Origin of the sequence: Pseudomonas sp. LS-2, from assembly GCF_003605735.1 — a bacterium.
Classification (GTDB): Bacteria; Pseudomonadota; Gammaproteobacteria; order Pseudomonadales; family Pseudomonadaceae; genus Aquipseudomonas.
Genome location: NZ_QXTJ01000008.1, coordinates 170081 through 191512 on the forward strand (window position 1 = coordinate 170081; position 21432 = coordinate 191512).

The following is a 21432-nucleotide window of genomic DNA, read 5'->3' on the forward strand; positions in this document are numbered from 1 at the left end:
CTTTTACGTGATTTGAAATCTGCACACTTCAGGAGCTTTGCAATGTCTTATTTATCGCTGAAAGACGGCACCGATCTTTACTTCAAGGATTGGGGCCGAAGGTCGACCGGTGTTGTTCAGTCACGGCTGGCCGTTGAATGCCGATTCGTGGGAATACCAGATGAACTACCTGAGCAGTCGCGGCTATCGAACCATTGCGTTCGACCGACGGGGTTTCGGGCGTTCCAGCCAGCCCTGGAATGGATATGACTACGACACCTTCGCCGACGATATTGCGCAGTTGATCGAGCATCTGGACCTGCAGGACGTGACACTGGTCGGCTTTTCGATGGGCGGCGGGGATGTGTCCCGTTACATCGCACGGCATGGCAGTTCCAGGGTTTCCAGACTGGTGCTGCTGGGTGCCGTGACGCCGATCTTCGGTCAGGTCAATGGTTTCGAGAAGGGCGTGCCACTGGATGTGTTCAGCGGCATTCGTGCGGGTCTGCTGAAGGATCGCGCGCAGTTCATCGCGGATTTCGGCCCCATGTTCTATGGCTCCAACCAGGGTCAGGTGGTCTCGGACGGCGTCTTTGCCCAAACCCTCAACAACGCGCTTCTGGCGTCGTTCAAAGGCACCGTCGATTGCGTCACCGCGTTTTCCGAAACGGATTTTCGTGAAGACATGGCGAAGATCGACGTGCCGACCCTGGTCATCCACGGCAGTGGCGATCAGGTGGTGCCGCTCGAAACGACCGGCAAATATGCCGCTGAACTGATCAAAGGCGCGACGCTAAAAGTCTACGAGGGTGCACCTCACGGGTTCACCGTCACCCATGCCGATCAATTGAATGAAGATCTGCTGGCTTTCGTTAACAGCTGATCGTTCGCTGGAAACGAGCGCCACTAAACAGTCGTTCCCTTTGCCCATCGGCCCCTTGGTTCGATGGGCTTTTTTACGAAGTTTTTAAACTGTTTCGCGTGCTCTGGTCTCTCTGTGCGGTGAATGCACCCGCACGTTGATGCAAGACCCGCGCGCATAGGTTCCATTATGTTTTGTGCTTATTCAAGCAGGAGAAAATCATGAGTCTTTTACGTCAGATGGCGATCGGCAGTGTGTTTCTTGCAGCGACCGTAGTGCATGCTCAGGCCCCGCAACAAGTTCGTCAGCAAGTGCCGGGTTATTACCGTCTGGCCGTCGGAGAATATGAAGTCACTGCGCTGTTTGACGGTTATAACGATTTATCGGCGGGCCTTTTGAAAGGCCTGTCAAAAGAAAAGATACGCGCACTGTTGTCCCGCGAATCGATCAGCGGGGATAAACTTCCGACTGCCTTCAATGCGTTCCTGATCAACACCGGAACCCATCTGATCCTGGTCGACAGCGGCGCCGGTCATTGCGTCCCTGAAACGGCCGGGCAACTGGTGCCGAACATCATCGCCGCAGGCTACACGGCTGAACAGGTCGATACGGTGCTGCTGACCCACCTGCATCTGGATCACGTCTGTGGTCTGGTCGATCCCGACGGCAAAGCCCTCTTCACCAACGCCACTGTCTACGCCTCCAAGGCCGAGGCCGATTACTGGCTCGACCCTGCGCACAAGGCGCAAGCGCCGGAACAGGCCAAAGAATATTTCGATATCGCGACGCACTCGCTGGCGCCCTATCGGGCTGCCGGGACGTTCAAGACGTTCGTTGCGCCGCAGTCGCCGTTGCCCGAGGTTCAAACCCGCAGCGGGGCAGGCCACACACCCGCCAGCACGATGTACCGCTTCACCTCCGACGGCGCCGCGATCACCTTCATTGGCGACCTGATTCATAACGCTGCGGTGCAGTTCGCTCACCCTGAAGTGGCCATCCGTTTCGACACCGATCCCGCTGAAGCCATCAAGGCACGGGAAGACGAGTTCAGCGCGCTGGCAAAAAACGGCGAGTGGCTGGCTGCGGCGCACCTCCCGTTTCCAGGCATGGGCCACGTGACCGGCGATGGCAAAACCTTCAACTGGGTTCCAGTGATGTACGGCCCGTATCAACGAGCCGCTCACGTTCCGTACTTGAAGTGATCGATATCAACGACGGCCTGCCGCTCATTACAGGGGTTCGCATCCATGTCAGATAGTGCTTCCAGACGCCATTTTCTAAAGTCCGGTCTTGTACTGATTCCGGCAGTGACCCTGGCGCCGCAAACGGTCTTCTCGTCCACTCCCGCCGAAGGCGGCGCTGAAGATAAACACGCGGGTGAACGCTATGCGCCCCGGTTCTTTTCCAGCGCGGAATGGGCCTTCATCAATGCGGCGACCGAGCGGCTCATTCCGCAGGATGAACTGGGGCCTGGCGCCGTGGCCTGCGGGATTCCCGAGTTCATCGACCGTCAGATGGAAACCCCCTACGCCTATGGCCTGCTCTGGTACATGCAGGGTCCGTTTCTCAGTGACCTGCCGGCCGAACTGGGCTACCAGCAAAAACTGACCCCTCGAGAGATCTACCGCTTCGGCATCAAGGCCTGCGATGACTGGTGCATCAGCACCCATGCAAAGGTCTTCGCCCAGGTGCCTGCCGACACGCAGATTCAGATCCTCCATCAACTGGAAGCGGGCAATGTTGCGATGAATGAACTGAGCAGCGCGCTGTTCTTCGCGCAACTGTTGAAGACCACCAAGGAAGGGTATTTCGCCGATCCGCTGTACGGCGGGAACCGAAAAATGGCGGGGTGGCGAATGATCGGCTTTCCGGGGGCGCGGGCCGACTACATGGACTGGGTAGATCATCCCAACGAACACTACCCGCTGGGCGCCGTGTCGATTGACGGACAGAGGGCCTGACCATGACCACTCTCTCGGAAGTAGACGTTGTCATCGTCGGGTTTGGCTGGACCGGCGCGATCATGGCGATGGAGCTGGCCAATGCAGGTCTGGAGGTCGTCGCGCTGGAACGCGGAGAGATGCAGGACACCGCGACAACGGCCAATTACCCGAACATCATCGACGAACTGGCATACAGCACGCGCGGCAAGCTGCTTCAGGACCTGTCGAAAGAAACCGTGACGATACGCCACTCGGTGAAAGAAACCGCCGTCCCGTACCGTCAGCACGGCGCATTCCTGCTGGGCAACGGCGTGGGCGGCGCCGGGTTTCACTGGAACGGTATGTCCTGGCGCGCTTTTACCGCGGACCTGCGCCTGCACTCCCACTACCGGGAGCGTTATGGCGCCTCGTTCATCTCAAGGGACATGACGATTCAGGATTATCCCGTCACCTACGAGGAGCTGGAACCGTACTTCGCTCAGTGGGAAGACGTGGCGGCTGTGTCGGGGAAGGCCGGGAACATCAGGAACAGCATTCTCGCCGGCGGCAACCGCTGGGAGGCCCCTCGCAGCGCTGAATACCCGCTGCCCGCGTTGAAGTCGATCTATGGCGCGCAGGTGTTCGGCAAAGCGGCCGACGCGCTGGGGTATGCCTCATTTCCCGTGCCGGCCGCCAATGCCTCGGCGCCCTACACCAATCAATACGGCGTGCGTCTGGGGCCGTGCAATTTCTGCGGCTTCTGCGAAGGCTATGGCTGTTACATGTATTCCAAGGCTTCACCGCAGACGTCCATCCTTCCGGCGCTGACGCAGAAGAAAAACTTCACCCTCAAACCCCGTTCCCACGTGCTCAGGGTCGAAACCGACTCGACCGGTAAAGTCGCCACGGGCGTCACGTACCTGGACCCCCAGGGACGCGAAGTCTTTCAGCCGGCAAAAATGGTGATCCTGTGTGCGTTTCAGATGCACAACGTGCGCCTGCTGCTGCTTTCCAACATCGGGCGGCCCTACGACCCGGTGTCCGGCGAGGGCGTCGTCGGGAAAAACTACGCCTACCACATGAACAGCAGCGTGAACGTGCTTTTACCCCAGGGCACGCAGCTCAACCCCTATATCGGCGCCGGCGCGGCAGGGACCGCGATTGACGATTTCAACGGCGATAACTTCGACCATGGCCCGCTGGGCTTCATCGGGGGCGCGAGTGTCTATCACCTGCGCACCGGAGGACGGCCCATCGGGCAAAGCAAACCGCTCAAGGACGGCCCGAACTGGGGCGAGGGCTGGAAAGCCAGCGTCCAGAACGACTACCAGCGCACGTTGCCCATCTATGCCCAGGGCACGGTCATGTCCTACAGAGACACCTACCTGAGTCTGGATCCCACCTACAAGGATTCCCACGGCCAGCCGTTGCTGCGCATGACCTTCGACTGGCACGAAAACGAGTTCGCCATGATCCGGCACGCCATCGACGGTGCGACGCAGATCGGCAAGGCCATCAGCGGGGAGGTCCAGGTCAACTTGCGCAAGTCCGGCTCGCATTTCGACACCCGCGCCTACCAGAGCACTCACACCACCGGCGGGGCGATCATGGGCGATTCGCCGGCCAACAGCGTGGTGAATCGCTATCTGCAGTCATGGGATGTTCACAATCTGTTCGTCATGGGGGCCTGTGCCTTTCCGCAGAACATTGGCTACAACCCGACCGGGCTGGTGGCCGCGCTGACCTACTGGTCCGTCGACCACATCAAGAAGCTCTACCTGAAAAACCCCGGCCCCATGGTGCAGGCATGAGAACGAAGACGCTCGTGGCAGCGCTGAGTATCAGCGCGAGCCTGACCGCGTGGGGCGCAACGGCCGATCCGGCGTTGATCGCCAAGGGCGAGTACGTCGCGCAGGCCGGCGATTGCGTGGCATGCCACACCGTCAAAGGCGGCAAACCCTTCGCCGGCGGTCTGCCGCTGGAAACGCCCATCGGCATGATCTATTCGACCAACATCACGCCGGATATCAAGACGGGGATAGGTTCATACGCCTTCGAAGATTTCGACAAGGCCGTGCGCCAGGGCATTCGCAAGGACGGTTCCACGCTGTACCCGGCGATGCCGTTTCCGTCTTATGCCCGCGTCAGCGATGAAGACATGCGTGCGCTCTACGCCTACTTCCAGTCAGGGGTGGCCGCGGTCAGTCAGCCGAACAGAGCCGTGGATATTCCCTGGCCGCTGTCGATCCGCTGGCCGCTTGCCTATTGGCGCTGGATGTTCGCGCCACAGGTGTCCAGTGTCGTGCCGCTCAAAGGCGATGATCCGTTGCGTGACCGTGGCGCGTACCTGGTCGAAGGCCTCGGCCATTGCGGCACCTGCCACACGCCACGCGCCGTGACCTTGCAGGAAAAAGCCCTGAGCGATGACGCCAGCGGCCGGTTCCTGTCCGGCGGTGCGCCCATTGAGGGCTGGATCGCCAAGGACCTGCGCGGCAGTTCTGTGACAGGCCTTGGCCGATGGACCGAGCAGGACATCGTTGCGTTTCTGCAGACCGGCCGCAACGATCACACGGCGGTGTTCGGCGGGATGAGCGACGTCGTGGTGCACAGTCTGCAGCACCTGTCGGAGCCCGATCTGCGTGCCATCGCGCATTACTTGAAGTCGCTGCCGGCGGGAGACCCGAACGAAAAACCACTCGCCACAACAACGGATGACACCGCCAGCAAGCTCCACGATCTCAAGGTCGAGAACCTCGGCGGCCGGGTCTATGCGGACAACTGCATGGCGTGCCACCGCAGTGACGGCATGGGCTACGCGCAGACCTTTCCGGGTCTGGCGCGCAACACTGTACTGTCCGATCCTGCGGCCGACTCGATCATCCGCATCGTCCTTATCGGCCACACCGTGCCGGCGACTGAACAGGCCGTCACGGCATACACCATGCCCGCTTTTGGCTGGCGGCTGTCCGATGAGGAAGTGGCAGCCGTGACCACCTTCATTCGTCAGGCATGGGGCAATACCGGGACGAACGTCACGGCCGAGGCGGTATCCAGCGTTCGCTCCACGTTATCCACCGACACCTTGAACGGCGCGCGCGGGGCTCTGCCTGCAGGCGCGGTTGAGGCCCGGTTGTCAAAGTGATCACCCCGACGTTCTTGCATCGAGCACGTTCGGAAATCTGGCTCAATACACCCACGGAGAATGGCTATGAAACTTGTGAGGTATGGCGCGCAGGGCAGTGAACGTCCGGCGTTGGTGGACAACGAGGGCGTGCTGCGCGATCTCTCCAGCCATGTACACGACATCGGCCCTGAAACGTTGTCTGCCCAAACCCTGGCGAAACTGGCCGCGCTCGATATCCAGTCGCTGCCGGTGGTGCCGGATGAAAACGTGCGCCTGGGCCCACCTGTTGCTCGCATCGGCAAAATCATCTGCATCGGCCTCAACTACACCGACCATGCCGCGGAAGTGAACCTTCCGTTGCCCACCGAACCCACCGTTTTCATGAAAGGCTGTCGGCCGACCGGTGCGTACGATCCGGTCACGTTGCCGCGAGGTGCCGAGAAGGGCGACTGGGAAGTTGAACTCGGCATCGTCATCGGCCGCGGCGGGCTGTACATCGAGGCGTCGGAGGCGCTTGCGCACATCGCCGGCTTCTGTGTCGTCAACGATCTTTCCGAGCGCTCTTACCAGATGGAGCGGGCAGGGCAATGGACCAAAGGCAAAAGCTTCCCCGGCTTTGCGCCCGTCGGGCCGTGGCTGGTCACGCCGGATGAGATCGCCGATGTCGGCGCCTTGTCGATCTGGCTGGAGGTCAACGGACACCGTTATCAGGACGGCAATACCCGTAACCTGGTGTTCAACGTGGCCCAGGTGGTGAGCTACCTTTCACGCTTCTATGAACTTGAAGCCGGTGACCTGATCATCACGGGCACGCCTGCAGGCGTCGGTTTGGGGCACAAGCCACCGGTCTTTCTCAAACCGGGAGATGTGGTGACGGCCGGTATAGAAGGGCTGGGCAATCAGCGTCAACAGATCAATGGCTGGGAAGACTGATCCGTTGCCGATGCAGATTTGCTGCGCCAGGCTTTGGGCGACGCCCCAAAGTGCCGTGCAAAGGTGCGGGAGAAATGTGATTGGTCCGAGAAGCCCAGTTCCAGGCTGATGTCCGATATCGATTTGGACGGGTCACCCATGAGTTCCTGTGCGCGTTTCATTCTCATGGTGTTGGCCCAGTCCTTGGGTGATACCCCAGTGCTGAACTTGAACGCTCGCGAGAAGTGACTGCGCGACAACGAGCAGGCCCTGGCCACTTCTTCGATGGCGATGTTCCTGCACATGCCCGAGAGCAGAAGTTCCTTGGCGAGCTTTTCTTTCCAGTGCGGCAAGGACTGGGGTTTACGCAAAAAGCGCGGGTTGGGTTTATGCAGGTTCAACGCGATGAGGCCCGCCCGCAGCTGCGCTTCCAGTACCAACTGATAACCGGAGGGCGCATTGACCGCCATGACGCGACTGATCGATTTGATCAACTTGTACGTTTCAGAAGTCAGCGCGGGACTTTCTTCAAACAATCCATTCATGACAGTCATACCCCTATAAGTGATTCGACGCAGTGATTCGAAAAGCGTGATTCGAAAAGCGTGATTCGAAAAAAAACCGGGCAGGCGCAATGGGCGACATGAAAACTCATGCCCCTCGGCAACTTGAAACTGCAAAGTTCGAGAACCGTTGATTCAGCGACGTCGGGGTGGCTTGCGGCCGACTGCCGTTGCGTCTGCGAGGTCACTTCCATGGCTGGAAGCCGGGTTCATCTTATCGGGTGACTTGAATAAATGAGCGCAGAACATCGTCATGCCTGTGATGCAAAAATGCATCTGCACGCGCTTCACGGTAGTGGGCTTCAAGGGGGTGAAGCTGTAGAGGAGGAGGGGTGATGAGGATGTATCGACACACGAATTGACAATGCCTACGCCGCTTCTCTAGGATGCCGCTCATGCGCCGATTTAAACAGCTACTTGCGGGGCGCCTGATGTCGTGAAAACGCCGTCGAAATACCGCTAAAGCGCTGGTTCGGTGTTGCCTCTCACCGCTGCCCAGCGGAACACTGAGGCAGAGAAACGACACTATGAGCACCACCTGCAACCCGCGCCCCCTCGTTCGTCTGGCCCCGATCGCCAGTCAATTCCATCGTCGCAATCCAAAGATCCTGCTGGGCGGTTCCCATCAGCCGACGCTGCTGCGTTATCTGGATGGCTGGCCCCGTCGCCAGAACGGTCCCCATGCCTTCCTCATCCAGTTCATCGATGCCAGCGACACCCTCGAGCGTTTCGCGACCGATCAATTCGACCTCGCCGTGATCCAGGCGCCCTCTGCCGGGCAAGCCGAAGCCGTCATCCGGCAACTGACACGCGTTGCCCGCCAAGGCCTGATCACCCGCTGATCGATTCGGTCAGCCTCAGGCAACGGCGACTCAACGCACCATCAGTACCACGCGGCCGCGCACGGCATCTTCATCCAGATGGTTGTGCGCCTTGCCGAATTGCTCGAAGGGCCAGGTGCGATGGATATCCGGCTTGAGCAGGCCCTTGTCGGTCAGCTCGTTGATGGTGTCCAGCGCACGTTGCATCGCCGCCCCGTCCTGTTCGATACCCAGCTCCGGTTTACCGGTGAAGTTGTCCAGACAGTGCACATAGAAACGCATGTTCTTCTTGAACGCCTGCAAGGCCGGGAACGGCGTCTTGTTGCCACCGCGCAGGCCGTACAGCACCAGGCTGCCACGCGGTTTCAACACATCGCCGAGCATCGACATCTGCATGCCGCCGAAGCCGTCGAACACCGCGTCGATACCCTGGCCTTTGGTCAGTGCGTCGATGCGCAGACAAATGTCGTCTTCGTCGGTGACGATCACCCGCTCGGCGCCGTTGGCCAGCAGGTATTCGCGATCCTCGGCATGCTGGGTCGCGGCGATGACGCGCAGGCCCAGCGCCTTGCCCAGTTGCACGAAGGCGATGCCGGGGTTGTAGGCGGCGTCGGTCACCAGCACCGTATCGCCGGGCTGCACTTTAGCCAGGTCGGCGAACGCGAAGTAAGCCAGCAACATCGGCGTGTAATGGACGCTGGCCTCGACCGGCGTCAGTGCGTCCGGGTAGCGGGTCAGGGCATTGCGCGGCACCAGCACGTGATCGCCGCAGACCGGGTAATCGTTGGCGCTCATGGCCTTGAAGCTGGCGACCTTGTCGCCCACTTGCAGATCGGTGACACCGGCACCGACCGCCTCGACGATACCGGCCATTTCGCTGCCGATACCGGCGGGCAACTGCACGGTGCTCAGGCCAAGGTTCTGGCGCCACAACACGTCGTCCCAGCTGATACCGATGGCCTGGGCACGAACCAGCACTTCCTGTGGACCGGGGGACCGATCAGGCTGCTCCTCGCAACTGAGCACATCGGCCTTGCCGAAGCGATGAAATTTGATGGCGCGGGACATTTCCAACCTCGACTCATTTGATTAGGGTTGTAATGACTCTATCGGCGCCAGGGGTTTCACACTATTTCTGTCTGTCGATACCCGACATGCCCGTTATCAATTCGGTTTTGCGGAACTCCCGGTGCGGCGCGTCGAGAGTGGGTCATTTACCCCACGCGGCCAATGCGCATTCCACGAAATGCCGGACCTTGGGCAACCGATAACGATCCTGCGGGTACATCAACCACATGGGGCGGCTGGGCGGTTGGTAGTCCCGCAGCAACGGCACCAGTCGGCCGGACTGCAAATCCTCGCTGACCAGCACATCGGGCAGCATCGCAATGCCCATTCCGGTCAGCGCCGCTTGGCGCAGGGCGGGCGAGCTGTTGACGATGATCGAGCCAGACACCGGAATCTCCATCACGCCTTCCGGCCCCGTGAGCTTCCATAGCTTGTCGGCGGCGCGCCAGTCATCGCCTGCAGGATAGGCGAACGCCAGGCAGTTGTGGTCGCCAAGGTCTTCGGCGCGCATTGGCGTACCGCGACGTTTCAGGTAGTCCTGTGAGGCGCAGATGGTCAGCGTGTAGTCGTTCAGCGGCCGTGCGATCAATCCCGAGGTTTCGGGGACACCCAGCCGAATCGCCGCATCGAAGCCGTGCTCCACCAGGTCCATCAGTTGATTGCTCAGCACCACTTCGACCTTGATCTCGGGATAGCGCTGAATGAAATCACTGAGCATCGGTGACAGCCGTTCGGCGCCGAACGCTGGCGGGGCGGTAATGCGCAGGGTGCCGCTGGGCTGGGTCTGCGCCTGTTCGGCCATCCGTTCAGCGTCGTTCACCAGGGCCAGCACCTCCACGCAACGGCGGTAATACTGCGTGCCGAACTCGGTGAGGTTCTGCCGGCGCGTGGTGCGTTGCAGCAGGCTGACGCCCAGTCGTTGCTCCAGCGCCTTGAGGTGATTGCCGACCATGGTGGTGGACATTTCACACTGCCTGGCGGCAGCGGTCATGCTGCCGCTTTCCACCACCTTGACGAACACGGCCATGGCCTGAAACACGTCCATTATCAATCCCAGCTTTAAAGTCACTCAAGGAAGTCGATCTTTATACAGCAAAAGCGGTTAACGATACTGGCCTCACCCACCGTGATGGAGCAATCGACATGACCGCCGCCTGCCTGATGAACACCTACAAACCCCTTCCGCTGAGTTTTGTCAGAGGCCAGGGCGCGCGACTCTGGGATGACAGCGGCCGTCAGTATCTGGACGCTGTCGCCGGTGTCGCCGTAACCAATGTCGGCCACAGTCACCCGTGGATCGTTTCGGCGATCAGCGAGCAGGCCGGGCTCTTGCTGCATACCTCCAATCATTACCGCATCGACTGGCAACAGCGTCTGGCGGCCAGGCTCACGCGGCTGTCCGGGCTGGAGCAGGTGTTCTTCAACAACTCCGGCGCCGAGGCCAACGAAACCGCGCTCAAGCTGGCGCGTCTGTATGGCTGGGCCAAAGGCATCGAACAGCCGCTAGTGCTGGTGATGGAGAACGCTTTTCACGGGCGCACCCTTGGCACGCTGTCGGCCAGTGACAACGGTGCGGTGCGGCTGGGTTATCAGCCGATGTCCGGGGAGTTCGTCAAAGTGCCGTTCGGTGACATGGACGCCATCAGACAAGCTGCCCGGGCGCATGGCGAGCGCATCGTCGCGGTGATGCTGGAGCCGATACAGGGCGAGGGCGGGGTCACGCTGCCGCCGCCGGGTTACCTGAAGGCGTTGCGCGCCCATTGCAGCAACAACGGCTGGCTGATGATCCTCGACGAGATCCAGACCGGTATCGGCCGCACCGGGCGCTGGTTCGCGTTCCAGCACGAGGGCATCGTGCCGGACGTCATGACCCTCGCCAAGGCATTGGGCAACGGCATCCCGATTGGCGCCTGCCTGGCCTCGGCGGGCGTGGCCCGGCTGTTCACCCCCGGCAGCCACGGCAGCACCTTCGGCGGCAACCCGCTGGCGTGTCGCGTGGGCTGCACAGTGCTCGACATCGTCGAACAGCAAGGTGTGTTGAACAACGCCGCAGCACAGGGTGAGCGCCTGCTCGTTCGCCTGCGTGAGGCGCTGGCCGGGCATCCGGACGTACGGCAGATCCGCGGCCTGGGTCTGATGATCGGCATCGAACTGAACCGTCCGGTCCGCGACCTGTGCCTGAAGGCGGCGCAGGACCATGGCGTGTTGATCAACGTCACCCGCGGCCAGACCATCCGCCTGCTGCCGCCGTTGATCATTGATGAGGCGGATGTGGAAAGGATTGTCAGCGGCGTGGTCGGGGCGTTAAGCAACATCGCACTGCCCTACGTCGCGAATCTGAGCCGTGCAGCTACCGAATTCGTTTCAGCCCGAAATACGAGATGAATATTCAGCCCCAACGGTGGGAGCTCACCTCAGCATTTCGGGACGCCACAATATCTGCACCGCCCTGTAGCAGTCCGGCAGGGCGGCGTTCCGTTTGCCGGCGGTGGTAATGTCAACAACGCTGCCGCCGGCTCCCCACAACCTTCGGCCAGAATCAAAAGCTCGCACCACACCGCAATCCCGCTTCTGCCGAAGGCGTGGGAGACCGCCGGGGTGGCGCTCCACCTTGTCGGCGATCTGCCGGGCACCGGCAGTAAGATCAGCCACCTCGGTGCATCAGGCACACCGCATCCTCAGGTTTTGCTGCCGCTGCGCGGCAGATCGCCGACAAGGTGGAGCGCCACCCCGGTGGCTCCCACGCCCTCCGGGCAGAAGCCGTTAGGCGTGTCCTGCAATACCGCAGCTTGTGGCCTACCGGGCTTCTGAATTGAGCCAAAACATTGTAGGAGCGCGCTTGCCCGCGATTGCGGTGGGTCAGTCGACGTCAATGTGACAGACCTTCCGCATTCGCCAGCAAGCCGGCTCCTACAGGTGGGACGCCGCTACTTCGCCGACAACTGCATGATCATCGCCACCGTCAGGTAAAGCCTTGGCGCGATGCTCGACAGGTCTGCGTATTCGTCTTCGGCGTGAAGGCCGGCACCGACCACGCCCATGGTTTCGAGCACGGCGGGTTTCTGGCTGTCGGGGACGTATGCGTAGCCGGCATCAGTACCGAAGCGCATCGCGATCGGCTCGATGTTTCGGCCGATCTTGCCGTACAGGGCCTGTGCGGTTTTCGCGAGATCTTCGCTGGCGGGGTTCTTGACCAGTGGCGGGCGGCCCTTGTCGAGACGGAAGGTGACCTCGGTGCCGTCGATCAATTTGTTCTGCACGATGCGCTGACCATCGGCGAGAACGCGGTCGGTTTCGCTCAGGTCCGAGTAGCGCATGTCGCCCTCGGCCGCTGCGCTGGACGGAATGATATTGCGTTTCTCGCCACCCTTGATCAGCGTCCAGTTCACAGTGGTGCCTTTGGCCTGATCACCCAGATCCTTGAGCTGAACCAGTTGATGGGCCAGTTCCATCGCCGCATTGCGCCCGGCTTCCGGGGCCGATCCTGCGTGGGACGATTTGCCTTTCACATCGACGAACACCCCGTTGATGCCATTGGTGGCGACGGTCACTGCATCCTTGTCCGGTGGCTCGTACGAGAACACGTAGTCATGCTGGCGCGCCAGGTCGGCGATGATCTTCTTCGAGCCTGCCGACCCCGTTTCTTCGTCCGGATTGAACAGCACGGTGATGGTCCCGAAGTCCTTGAACTTCTGATCCTGCAACAGCTTGAGCGAATGCAATACCATCGCAACGCCCCCCTTGGCATCGGCCACGCCCGGCCCGTACGCATGCTCGCCATCGACCCGGAACGGACGTTTGGCTGCCGTGCCAGGCCCGAAGACCGTGTCGTAGTGAATCATCAACAGAAAGGACTTGCTGCCAGTGCCCTTGATCGTGCCGACGATGTTGTTGCCTGCCGAAGGTGTCGCCGGCGTCGTTTCAACGGTTGCGCCCAGCGCCTTCAGGCGTTCCACCAGCACCGCGCTGACCGTCTTCAATCCCGGGGCCTGGCCAGTGCCGGTGTCGATGTCCACCAGTTGCTTGACCGTGGCCAGATAAGACTTCTGCTCGGCTTCGGCCTTTTTCAGCAGTTGATCGGGCGGCAGTTCAGCGGCGAAGGCCATGGAGCAGAGCAGGGAGGCGGCGACGGCAGCCGCCAGAGAGGTACGTCGAACGAGCATGCTGGATCCCTCAGAAAGTGTGCGAGTGATCTTCTGATAGCCGGTGGGCGTGCATTGTTCCCCGTGCGCTCGGCTTTGAACGAGTGCCGAGCATCATGGGCCAGCGGTTTGCGCGCTTTCCGCCAGTGATCACCGTAGAATCCCACCCCTGAAAGACAGTTTTCGAGGTTGCACAGGTGGATTTACAGCAGGGCTTTGTCCTGACCCGGCATTGGCGCGACACCGACGCGGGCACGGAGGTCGAATTCTGGTTGGCGACAGACGATGGCCCCCGTTGCCTGCGCTTGCCGTACCAGACCTCCGTGGCGTTCATCCCCGCGCAACATCGCGAGCGAGCGGAAGCGGTGCTGCGCAGCGAAAAGCACGTCGAGCTCAAACCCCTGGCGCTGTGTGATTTTCGCCATCGTTCCGTTCTGGGGCTGTACACCCGCCAACACCGCCAGTTGATGAATCTGGAGAAAGACCTGCGCCGGGCCAGTGTCGATGTCTATGAAGCCGATGTCCGACCGCCCGAGCGTTACCTGATGGAGCGTTTCATCACCGCGCCCGTGCAGTTCAGCGGCACCGAGGATGCCAGCGGCCGGTTGCTGGAGGCGCAAATGAAGCCCGCGCCCGACTATCGCCCCACGCTCAGACTGGTGTCGCTGGACATCGAAACCACCGAGCGCGGCGAGCTGTATTCAATAGCGCTGGAAGGCTGCGGCGAGCGTCAGGTGTACATGCTCGGCCCGGCCAATGGCGACGCGTCCCAAGTGGATTTCAAGTTTGACTACTGCGACAGCCGCGTGGCCTTGCTGGAGAAACTCAACGAGTGGCTGGCGCTGCACGATCCTGACGCGATCATCGGCTGGAACGTGGTGCAGTTCGACCTGCGCGTGCTTCACGAGCACTCCCGAAGGCTGAACGTGCCCCTGCGTCTGGGACGTGGTGGGGAGGTGATGCTGTGGCGTGAGCACGGTGCGCGCAACAACCATTTCTTCGCCTCGGCGGCGGGGCGGCTGATCATCGACGGCATCGAGGGCTTGCGCTCGGCGACCTGGAGCTTCCCTTCGTTCAGCCTGGAAAACGTCGCGCAGACGCTGCTCGGCGAGGGAAAGGCGATCGACAATCCGTACCAGCGCATGGACGAAATCAACCGCATGTTCGCCGAGGACAAGCCCGCACTGGCGCGCTACAACCTCAAGGACTGCGAACTGGTCACGCGGATCTTCGAGAAGACCCAATTGCTGACGTTCCTGCTCGAACGGGCGACCGTCACCGGACTGCCTGCCGACCGCAGCGGTGGGTCAGTGGCAGCGTTCGAGCACCTGTACATGCCGTTGATGCACCGCCAGGGTTTCGTCGCGCCGAATCTCGGTGAGCGCATGCCCGAAGCCAGTCCTGGCGGGTTCGTCATGGATTCGCGGCCCGGTCTGTACGAGTCGGTGCTGGTGCTGGACTACAAGAGCCTGTATCCGTCGATAATCCGCAGCTTCCTCATCGACCCCGTAGGGTTGATCGAAGGCCTGGAACACCCCGATGATCGGGACTCGGTGGAAGGCTTTCGGGGGGCGCGCTTTTCCCGGACCCGGCACTGTCTGCCGTCCATCGTTGCAAGGGTGGCCGAGGGGCGGGAGGTTGCCAAGCGCGAGGGGAACGCGCCGCTGTCCCAGGCCCTGAAAATCATCATGAATGCATTCTATGGCGTGCTGGGTTCCAGCGGATGTCGGTTCTTCGACACGCGGCTGGCGTCGTCGATCACCCTGCGCGGTCACCAGATCATGCGCCAGACCCGCAAGCTCATCGAAGCGCAGGGTTACGAGGTGATCTACGGCGACACGGACTCGACCTTCGTCTGGCTCAAACGGCCCCACGGTCAGGAAGAAGCGGCGCAGATCGGCAAGGCGCTGGTCGCGGGCGTCAATGACTGGTGGCGCAACCATCTGCGTGACGCGTTCGGTCTGGACAGTGCGCTGGAATTGCAATTCGAAACCCACTTCAAGCGCTTTCTCATGCCGACCATTCGCGGCGCGGAAGAGGGCAGCAAGAAGCGCTATGCCGGGCTCGTCACCCGCGCCAATGGCGAGGACGAAATGGTCTACAAGGGCCTGGAAGTGGTGCGCACCGACTGGTCGCCACTGGCACAGGCGTTTCAACAGGAACTCTACCTGCGCATCTTCAATCGCCGCCCGTATCAGGATTACGTGCGTGATTACGTGCGTCGCACCCTGGCGGGCGAGATGGACGATCAGTTGATCTACCGCAAGCGCCTGCGCCGTCCGCTGGACGATTACGAGCGCAACGTCCCGCCCCACGTTCGCGCCGCGCGCATCGCGGACGAGTACAACCTCAAGCACGGACGTCCGCTGCAATACCAGAACCGAGGATGGATCAGCTACGTGATCACCGTCGGGGGCCCCGAGCCATTGGAAGTGCGCAGCGCCGCCATCGACTACGACCACTACATCAGCCGACAACTGCAGCCGATTGCCGACGCGATCCTGCCGTTCGTACAGGATGACTTCAGCACCTTGATTGGCGGGCAGATGGGGTTGTTCTGAATCCCTGGAGGGTGTCAGCCACGTCGTCATAGCAGGCAGATCTCAGTCGCAGAATGGCCGCCGCTGCGCGCCAGATCGCCGACAAGGTGGAGCGTCACCCCGGCGACCTCCCACGCCTTCGGCAGAAGCTACAGTGTTGGACACATTGATTTCTGATTCTGCCCGGAGGGCGTGGGAGCCCGACTTGTCGGCGATCTGCCGGGTACCGGCAGCAAACCCGGTGGATGCGTTCATTCAGGCTTGTGATGCTGGTCGATGGGCGCCAGGCCCGCGAGGATGCGTCTGGCGTCTTGGTCATTGAGCGGGTAGTCGAAGAAGCGTCGGTAGAACTCGATGGTTTTTTTGGTCATGTCCACGTCCTGAAAACGCGACGGATGCAGCTGTTGCGCGGCCCACACGATCTGCAATGCCACTTCCGTACCGTAGCGATCCCACGGGAAGACCCCGGCAGGATTTCGCAGCACGCGGCCTTCGCGCACGGCGGTCAACTGGCTGAGCAGTTGCGCCTGGGCGGCCTGTTTCAAGTCCCCGGCGTTGGCCGCCAGAATCAGCACGTCCGGCTGCCATGCCAGCAACTGCTCGGCGGAAACGTTCTGCAAATTGCCTTTGAGCCCCGTTGCTGCGTTGCGCCCCCCTGCGATGTTGATCCAGTCATTGATCAGGGTGTCGCTGCCGTCCACTTTCAGCGGATTGACCGAGGCGATGTGCAGCACCCGTGGCCGTCGTTCTTCGTCCACGGCTGCGACGCGCTTGCCGACGTCAGCCAGTTGTTCTTCGAGGTAATCGTTATAGGCATGAGCACGCTGCATCACGTCCTCGCCGCCCAGAGCCCTGGCGGTGGCGAGCATCGACTGCTCAAGCCCCGGCAGTGTCGTGTAGCCCATGCGCATGACGGGCAGCCCGACCTGTTCATAGGCAACCGCCTGCCGATCCCCGTTGGAGGTGAACACCAGATCGACGCCATCGCCAAGCAACGTCTCGACGTTGAAGGCGGTGCCATTGACACCGGTCGCCTTCGTCAGGCTCGGCAGCACCTTGAACATCCACGGCTGGCTTTGCGGATGATTGACGGTCGCGACAATGCGTCCCCCGGCGCCGAGGGTCATCAGCAACACATGGTGCGCATACCAGGCGTCAGCGATGCGCAGGGGACGGGCAGGAACGCTGACGGTTTTACCGCTGTCATCGACCACTTGCAGCGCAGCAGACGTCTCGCCGGTCGAGCCTTGAGGGGTAGTCGCCGCCTGCGTTCCCGCCAGGGCCACGCCGGCCCATAACATCAGCAGCCCCGCAACGACGTGACAACCGCGGCGGTGCTTCGCAACGCCCATCACAGGTCCACCTGAATCGAGGCTTGCAGCATGCGCGGCGCGGCAGGCGTCGCGCTCGCTTGCCCGGCGCCGGTGTAACCGTTCAATCCGCCGGGGACGATGTTGGTCCAGTCATGCTCGTTGCCGACGTTGGTCATTTCCAGCCGGTACACGGTGTCGCGCTTCAACAGTCGGGTGGTGTAACTGGCGCCGATGTCAAAGGTCTCGTAGCTGCCGACCCAGTGGTCGTTGCTGTCATCGACGGGGCGAGGGCCGACGTAGCGTGCATTGAGGCTCACCGCCAGGCCCGGCACCTGATCGATGCGGTACTCGGTCAACAGGCTGGCGGTCACCCGCGACAGTCCGACGATGCGCGTGTCTTCGGTGCTGGCGTTGCCGGTGTCCAGCAACTTGGGATCGAGCCAGGTCACCCCGCCATACATCTTGAGATTCTGCGTCACGTTGCCATCGGCGAGGAATTCCAGCCCGCGATTGCGCTGGTTCCCCGCTACGGCATAAATGTTGTCGGGCTGGGTGTAGGCGAAGGGGCGTTTGATCTGAAAGGCGGCCAGCGACAGGTTCACCCCGCTGACCACCCACTTGCTGCCCAGCTCCCACATGCGGCTGCGATACGGCGNCGCCCTGTTGCAGGCTGTCGGCGTAGGTCAGGTACAGCGTCAGGTCATCGACGGGTTTGTAGATCAGGCTGCTGGCGGTGCTGATCCCGGCGTCTTCGGACGAGGTATGTGCGCCGGCGAGGGTGTAGTTGTCGGCCGAGAGACGGCTTTGGCTGCCGCTGAGCATCAGGCTCCATTGCGGTGTGAAGGTCAGGGTGTCGCCGACGATGAACGAGCGCTGTTTCGCGTTGGCCGAATGATAGCGATGAGTGAAGTCCGGATAGTCGGGTTCGGCGAAGCTGGCCGGATTGCTCAGGGATGCGCTGCCCAGGGTCTGCGTGCTGCCGGCCACCGGGTTGTAGTTGTCCCAGTCGAACCCGGTGAGACCGAAAGTCAGGTCGTGCCGGATCGGGCCGGTGTACACGCTGCCGTTGAGATTGGCCAGGTAGCTGTTGATGGTGAAGCGGCTGGCAGTGGCGCTGGAGACCGAGGTGCGGTAGCTGCCGCTGTTGTTGATCAGGGTGTTGGTGACGGCGGTCGATTCTCGATCCGCTATCTGCCGCAGGGCGCCGACGTCGAGTTTCCAGTTGCCGTCGAAATCGTGCTTGAAGTGGGCGCTGGCGGTGTCGGTGGTGTTGTTGTCACCTGCATGGTTCTGGCCCAGATTGCTGCGCGTCGGGTCGGGCGCATGGGGCAGGGTCACGCCGGATGCCACGGCGAATTTGCCCGGCAGGCCCTTGGAAAGATAGTTGTAGTGGCTGAAGTTGGTCTCGATAACGCTGTCGTCGCTGATCTGAACGTCCGTCGCCAGGCTCACCAGTTGACGGCGCAACGTGCTGCCGGGGGCGTAGCCGTGACCTTGTTCGTCAGCCAGATTGAGGCGGTATTTGATCTTGCCGTCGGGGTCGAACGGGCCACTCAGGTCGGCGGTTTTCAACCAGCTTAGGCCGGTGCCGACACCCAGCGTGACACGGTTTCGGGTGAAATCCGTGGGCCGCCTGGACAGCAGATTGAACGTCCCTGCGGGGTTGGCCGGTCCGTACAGCGAGCCGGACAGACCACTGAGCACTTCGACGCCCCCCAGTTGTTCGGCAGGATAATCGGTGGTCGAGACGACGTTGAGGCCATCGAGCCGGCTGTTCTGCACCACGCTGCCCTGCAGGCCTCGGGTTTGGGGCCGTGCGCCATCGGCCTGCACCGAAGGCAGGTAGCGGATGATGTCCTTGAAACTCTTGAGCTGCTGACTGTCGATCAAGTCCCGTGACATCACGCTGACGGAGTACGGGGTGTCCAGCAAACGCCGCTGACCCATCGGGCCAAGCGTGGCGGATTTGTCTTGCGCCTGTTGGGCGATGGACGCCTCGGCGTCCACATCGATGGGCGCCAGGTTGACCTCGGCGGCATAGGCCAGTCGAACGGCGCTGCCGAGCAGGAGCGGCGCGAACGCCAGACGGGATGCAAGCTTGCGGTTCATGGAAAAACGACTCAGCAAGGGATAAAGAAACGGTGATCTGCGGCATCGATCTGCTTCACGTCGACCTGGTAAAGGCGGCGTATCAGGTCGCTGTCGATGATGTCGTGGGGGGCGCCGTCGGCGATCAATCGGCCTTCGTGCAGTACCAGCACGCGAGTGGCAGACGCCAATGCCTGTTCCGGACGGTGGCTGCTGGACAGGAGGCCGAGGCCGCGTTCCGCCAGTTGTTCGAGCAGGGCCAGCAGGCGCAGTTGATGGCCGTAATCGAGCCCCGTCACCGGCTCGTCCAGAATGATCAGCCGAGCCCGCTGGACCATGGCGCGGGCGATCAGCACCAACTGACGTTCGCCGCCAGACAGCTCGGTGTAAGGGCGCGCACGCAGGTGGTCAATGCCCAGTTCCACGAGCGCCTCGCGGACGTGATCTTCATAGGCCGAGTCCGGCGCATGGCCCAGACCGGTTGCGGGTAAACGCCCCTGGGCGACGATGTGCGCGACGCTGAACGGAAAGCTCGGGACATGACTTTGCGGCACATACGCCATTTGACGAGCAATGCTGCTACGGCTGAGGCCGGGCAGCGGCAGTCCGTGCAGCAGCACTTGTCCCGAGTCGGGCTTGAGCAGCCCCAGCAGCAATCGCAGCAAGGTGCTCTTGCCGGCGCCGTTGGCCCCCAGCAGCGCAATGTTGTCACCGGCCTCGATGCTGAACGAGAGGTTGTCGAGAATCGGACGGTCGCCAAGGCGATAGCTGAGTCGATCAGCCGCCAGCAACGTCATAGCCAGCCCTTGCGAACGCGATGCAGCACCAGAACGAAGGCCAGCGCACCGAACAGTTCGGTGATGATGCCCAAGGGGATTTCGCCGGCGGTGAGGCTTCTGGCGACGCCGTCTGCCGCAAGCAGGAAGACCCCGCCCAGCGACGCACTCACGATCAGCAATCGTTGATTGCCAGGGCCCACCAGCAGGCGCGCGAGATGGGGGACCAGCAAACCTATCCAGCCCACCATGCCCGCCAGACTCACGGTCAGCGCACAAATCAGCGTCGCCAGCACGATGACGCCGTAGCGAATCTTTTGCACCGGTACGCCCAGGCTGTAAGCCTCGTCGTCACTCAGGGACAGCGCGTCGATGGCCCGCCCGCCGAAGCACAGAACGACGATCGCCACGGCCAGCACCGGACCGGTCAACAGCAGCGTAGATGAGTCCACGGCACTCAGGCTGCCGAGCAGCCAGTAGACAATGGAGGGCAATTGATCCACCGGATCGGCCAGGTACTGCGTGATCGACAGCAACGAGGTGAACAGCGCGTTGGCGACAATGCCGCCGAGGACCAGCAGCAAAATCGATGACGTCTGAAACAGATGGGCGATGCCCACGCCGACTGCCACGGCGATCAGGCCGGTCAGGCACGCCAGCATCGCGATGGGCAGCGGATGCAGGTGCCAGACGATCCCCAGCGCGGCGCCGAAAGCACAACCGCTGAGCACACCGAGCAAGCCCGGCGACACCAACGGATTGCGGAACACCGCCTGATACGCCGCGCCGGAAACCGATAACCCTGCGCCCACCAGGACCCCGGCAAGAATCCGGGGCAAACGCGCGTCGATGACCACGCTGTGAATCAATTGGTAACGCTGTTGGGGCATGTCACCGACGCCGCACATCGTCGCGATGAACTGACACAGGTCACGCAGCGAAATGGCGTAACGCCCCAGCAGCAACGCCACGATGGTCGCTGCGATCAACAGCAGCACAGTGAGCAGGGGAAGACGTGAAGCGGTAGAAGCAGGCATCGTACACTCGGATTTCAATATATAAAAAACTATACAGCGATATCGCCAAGCGCTCTACGTGGCGGCTTGCCACAGGTCAAATCTTCATGTTCGTTCGAAAGGGGCGATGCAGAAAGGGGGTATCGGATGCCACGCTGTGATGCGGCGAACAGCGAACAAGCGGAGCCGGACTGCTACAGAGTTTGGGTCGTGGCGCGATGATCGTTCGCACGCTTGGCGTGATAACGCTGCTATGACGCTCCGCGTCAGAGTGGACGCCGAGCGTCCTGCAAGGCATTCCCACGC

At 61.6% G+C, this 21432-nt stretch carries 16 protein-coding genes and 2 pseudogenes; 9 read left to right on the top strand and 9 right to left on the bottom strand.

Going from position 1 to position 21432, the window contains the following annotated elements; translation table 11 throughout:
• Window positions 1-42 precede the first annotated feature (42 nt).
• The 6 genes and pseudogenes from D3M70_RS05080 to D3M70_RS05105 all read left to right on the top strand — a co-directional run bounded on the left by D3M70_RS05080 (window position 43) and on the right by D3M70_RS05105 (window position 6820).
• A pseudogene (locus tag D3M70_RS05080) lies at window positions 43-862 on the top strand (alpha/beta fold hydrolase).
• Window positions 863-1062: 200 nt separating this feature from the next.
• The gene (locus D3M70_RS05085) at window positions 1063-2043 is read left to right on the top strand and encodes an MBL fold metallo-hydrolase (protein ID WP_120124813.1); all 981 of its coding nucleotides are present in this window, start codon (window positions 1063-1065) and stop codon (window positions 2041-2043) included.
• A 45-nt stretch (window positions 2044-2088) separates the two neighbouring features.
• Window positions 2089-2802, top strand: coding sequence for a gluconate 2-dehydrogenase subunit 3 family protein (locus D3M70_RS05090; RefSeq protein ID WP_120124814.1), 714 nt, complete (start codon window positions 2089-2091; stop codon window positions 2800-2802).
• A gap of 2 nt (window positions 2803-2804) precedes the next feature.
• Entirely contained in the window at window positions 2805-4574 is a 1770-nt protein-coding gene (locus tag D3M70_RS05095) for a GMC family oxidoreductase (protein ID WP_120124815.1), read from the top strand.
• Window positions 4571-5905: a cytochrome c gene (locus tag D3M70_RS05100; RefSeq protein ID WP_120124816.1), complete on the top strand. Its 1335-nt coding sequence runs from the start codon at window positions 4571-4573 to the stop codon at window positions 5903-5905. The genes D3M70_RS05095 and D3M70_RS05100 overlap by 4 nt, the downstream gene beginning before the upstream one ends.
• 66 nt (window positions 5906-5971) lie before the next feature.
• Window positions 5972-6820: a fumarylacetoacetate hydrolase family protein gene (locus tag D3M70_RS05105; protein WP_120124817.1), complete on the top strand. Its 849-nt coding sequence runs from the start codon at window positions 5972-5974 to the stop codon at window positions 6818-6820.
• Here the strand turns inward: D3M70_RS05105 and D3M70_RS05110 are convergent.
• Window positions 6793-7479, bottom strand: a complete 687-nt coding sequence (locus D3M70_RS05110) for a helix-turn-helix transcriptional regulator (protein WP_133306435.1) — start codon at window positions 7477-7479, stop codon at window positions 6793-6795. The two genes, D3M70_RS05105 and D3M70_RS05110, sit on opposite strands and share 28 nt — an antisense overlap.
• Before the next feature lie 410 nt (window positions 7480-7889).
• Here D3M70_RS05110 and D3M70_RS05115 point away from each other — a divergent pair, with 410 nt between their 5' ends.
• Complete coding sequence (locus D3M70_RS05115) at window positions 7890-8204, top strand: class I SAM-dependent methyltransferase (protein WP_120124819.1); 315 nt, start codon at window positions 7890-7892, stop codon at window positions 8202-8204.
• Between the two features lie 30 nt (window positions 8205-8234).
• Here the strand turns inward: D3M70_RS05115 and D3M70_RS05120 are convergent, their stop codons facing one another.
• Together D3M70_RS05120 and D3M70_RS05125 are read right to left on the bottom strand one after the other, a co-directional pair.
• Window positions 8235-9251 carry a zinc-dependent alcohol dehydrogenase family protein gene (locus tag D3M70_RS05120; RefSeq protein ID WP_120124820.1) on the bottom strand — a complete coding sequence of 339 codons (1017 nt, stop codon included), beginning with the start codon at window positions 9249-9251 and terminating at the stop codon, window positions 8235-8237.
• Between the two features lie 142 nt (window positions 9252-9393).
• A complete protein-coding gene (locus tag D3M70_RS05125) occupies window positions 9394-10296 on the bottom strand; it encodes a LysR family transcriptional regulator (protein WP_120124821.1) in 903 nt (300 codons plus the stop codon).
• A 98-nt stretch (window positions 10297-10394) separates the two neighbouring features.
• Between D3M70_RS05125 and D3M70_RS05130 the strand changes: the two genes are divergently transcribed.
• A complete protein-coding gene (locus D3M70_RS05130) occupies window positions 10395-11636 on the top strand; it encodes an aspartate aminotransferase family protein (RefSeq protein WP_120124822.1) in 1242 nt (413 codons plus the stop codon).
• Between the two features lie 542 nt (window positions 11637-12178).
• Here D3M70_RS05130 and D3M70_RS05135 read toward each other — a convergent pair.
• Entirely contained in the window at window positions 12179-13414 is a 1236-nt protein-coding gene (locus D3M70_RS05135) for a M20/M25/M40 family metallo-hydrolase (RefSeq protein WP_120124823.1), read from the bottom strand.
• A gap of 176 nt (window positions 13415-13590) precedes the next feature.
• Between D3M70_RS05135 and D3M70_RS05140 the strand changes: the two genes are divergently transcribed.
• Window positions 13591-15954, top strand: a complete 2364-nt coding sequence (locus tag D3M70_RS05140; RefSeq protein ID WP_120124824.1) for a DNA polymerase II — start codon at window positions 13591-13593, stop codon at window positions 15952-15954.
• Window positions 15955-16184: 230 nt separating this feature from the next.
• Here the strand turns inward: D3M70_RS05140 and D3M70_RS05145 are convergent, their stop codons facing one another.
• From D3M70_RS05145 to D3M70_RS05160, 5 genes and pseudogenes are all read right to left on the bottom strand, one after another.
• Window positions 16185-17285: an ABC transporter substrate-binding protein gene (locus tag D3M70_RS05145; protein ID WP_256659717.1), complete on the bottom strand. Its 1101-nt coding sequence runs from the start codon at window positions 17283-17285 to the stop codon at window positions 16185-16187.
• Window positions 17285-17884: a TonB-dependent receptor domain-containing protein gene (locus D3M70_RS32255; protein ID WP_256659728.1), complete on the bottom strand. Its 600-nt coding sequence runs from the start codon at window positions 17882-17884 to the stop codon at window positions 17285-17287. The genes D3M70_RS05145 and D3M70_RS32255 overlap by 1 nt, the downstream gene beginning before the upstream one ends.
• Before the next feature lie 18 nt (window positions 17885-17902).
• A pseudogene (locus D3M70_RS05150) lies at window positions 17903-19355 on the bottom strand (TonB-dependent receptor); the annotation flags it as partial.
• Window positions 19356-19366: 11 nt separating this feature from the next.
• On the bottom strand, window positions 19367-20131 hold the full coding sequence (locus D3M70_RS05155; protein ID WP_256659718.1) for an ABC transporter ATP-binding protein: 765 nt from the start codon (window positions 20129-20131) through the stop codon (window positions 19367-19369).
• Window positions 20128-21147, bottom strand: a complete 1020-nt coding sequence (locus D3M70_RS05160; RefSeq protein WP_120124825.1) for an iron ABC transporter permease — start codon at window positions 21145-21147, stop codon at window positions 20128-20130. The genes D3M70_RS05155 and D3M70_RS05160 overlap by 4 nt, the downstream gene beginning before the upstream one ends.
• Window positions 21148-21432: the final 285 nt, after the last annotated feature.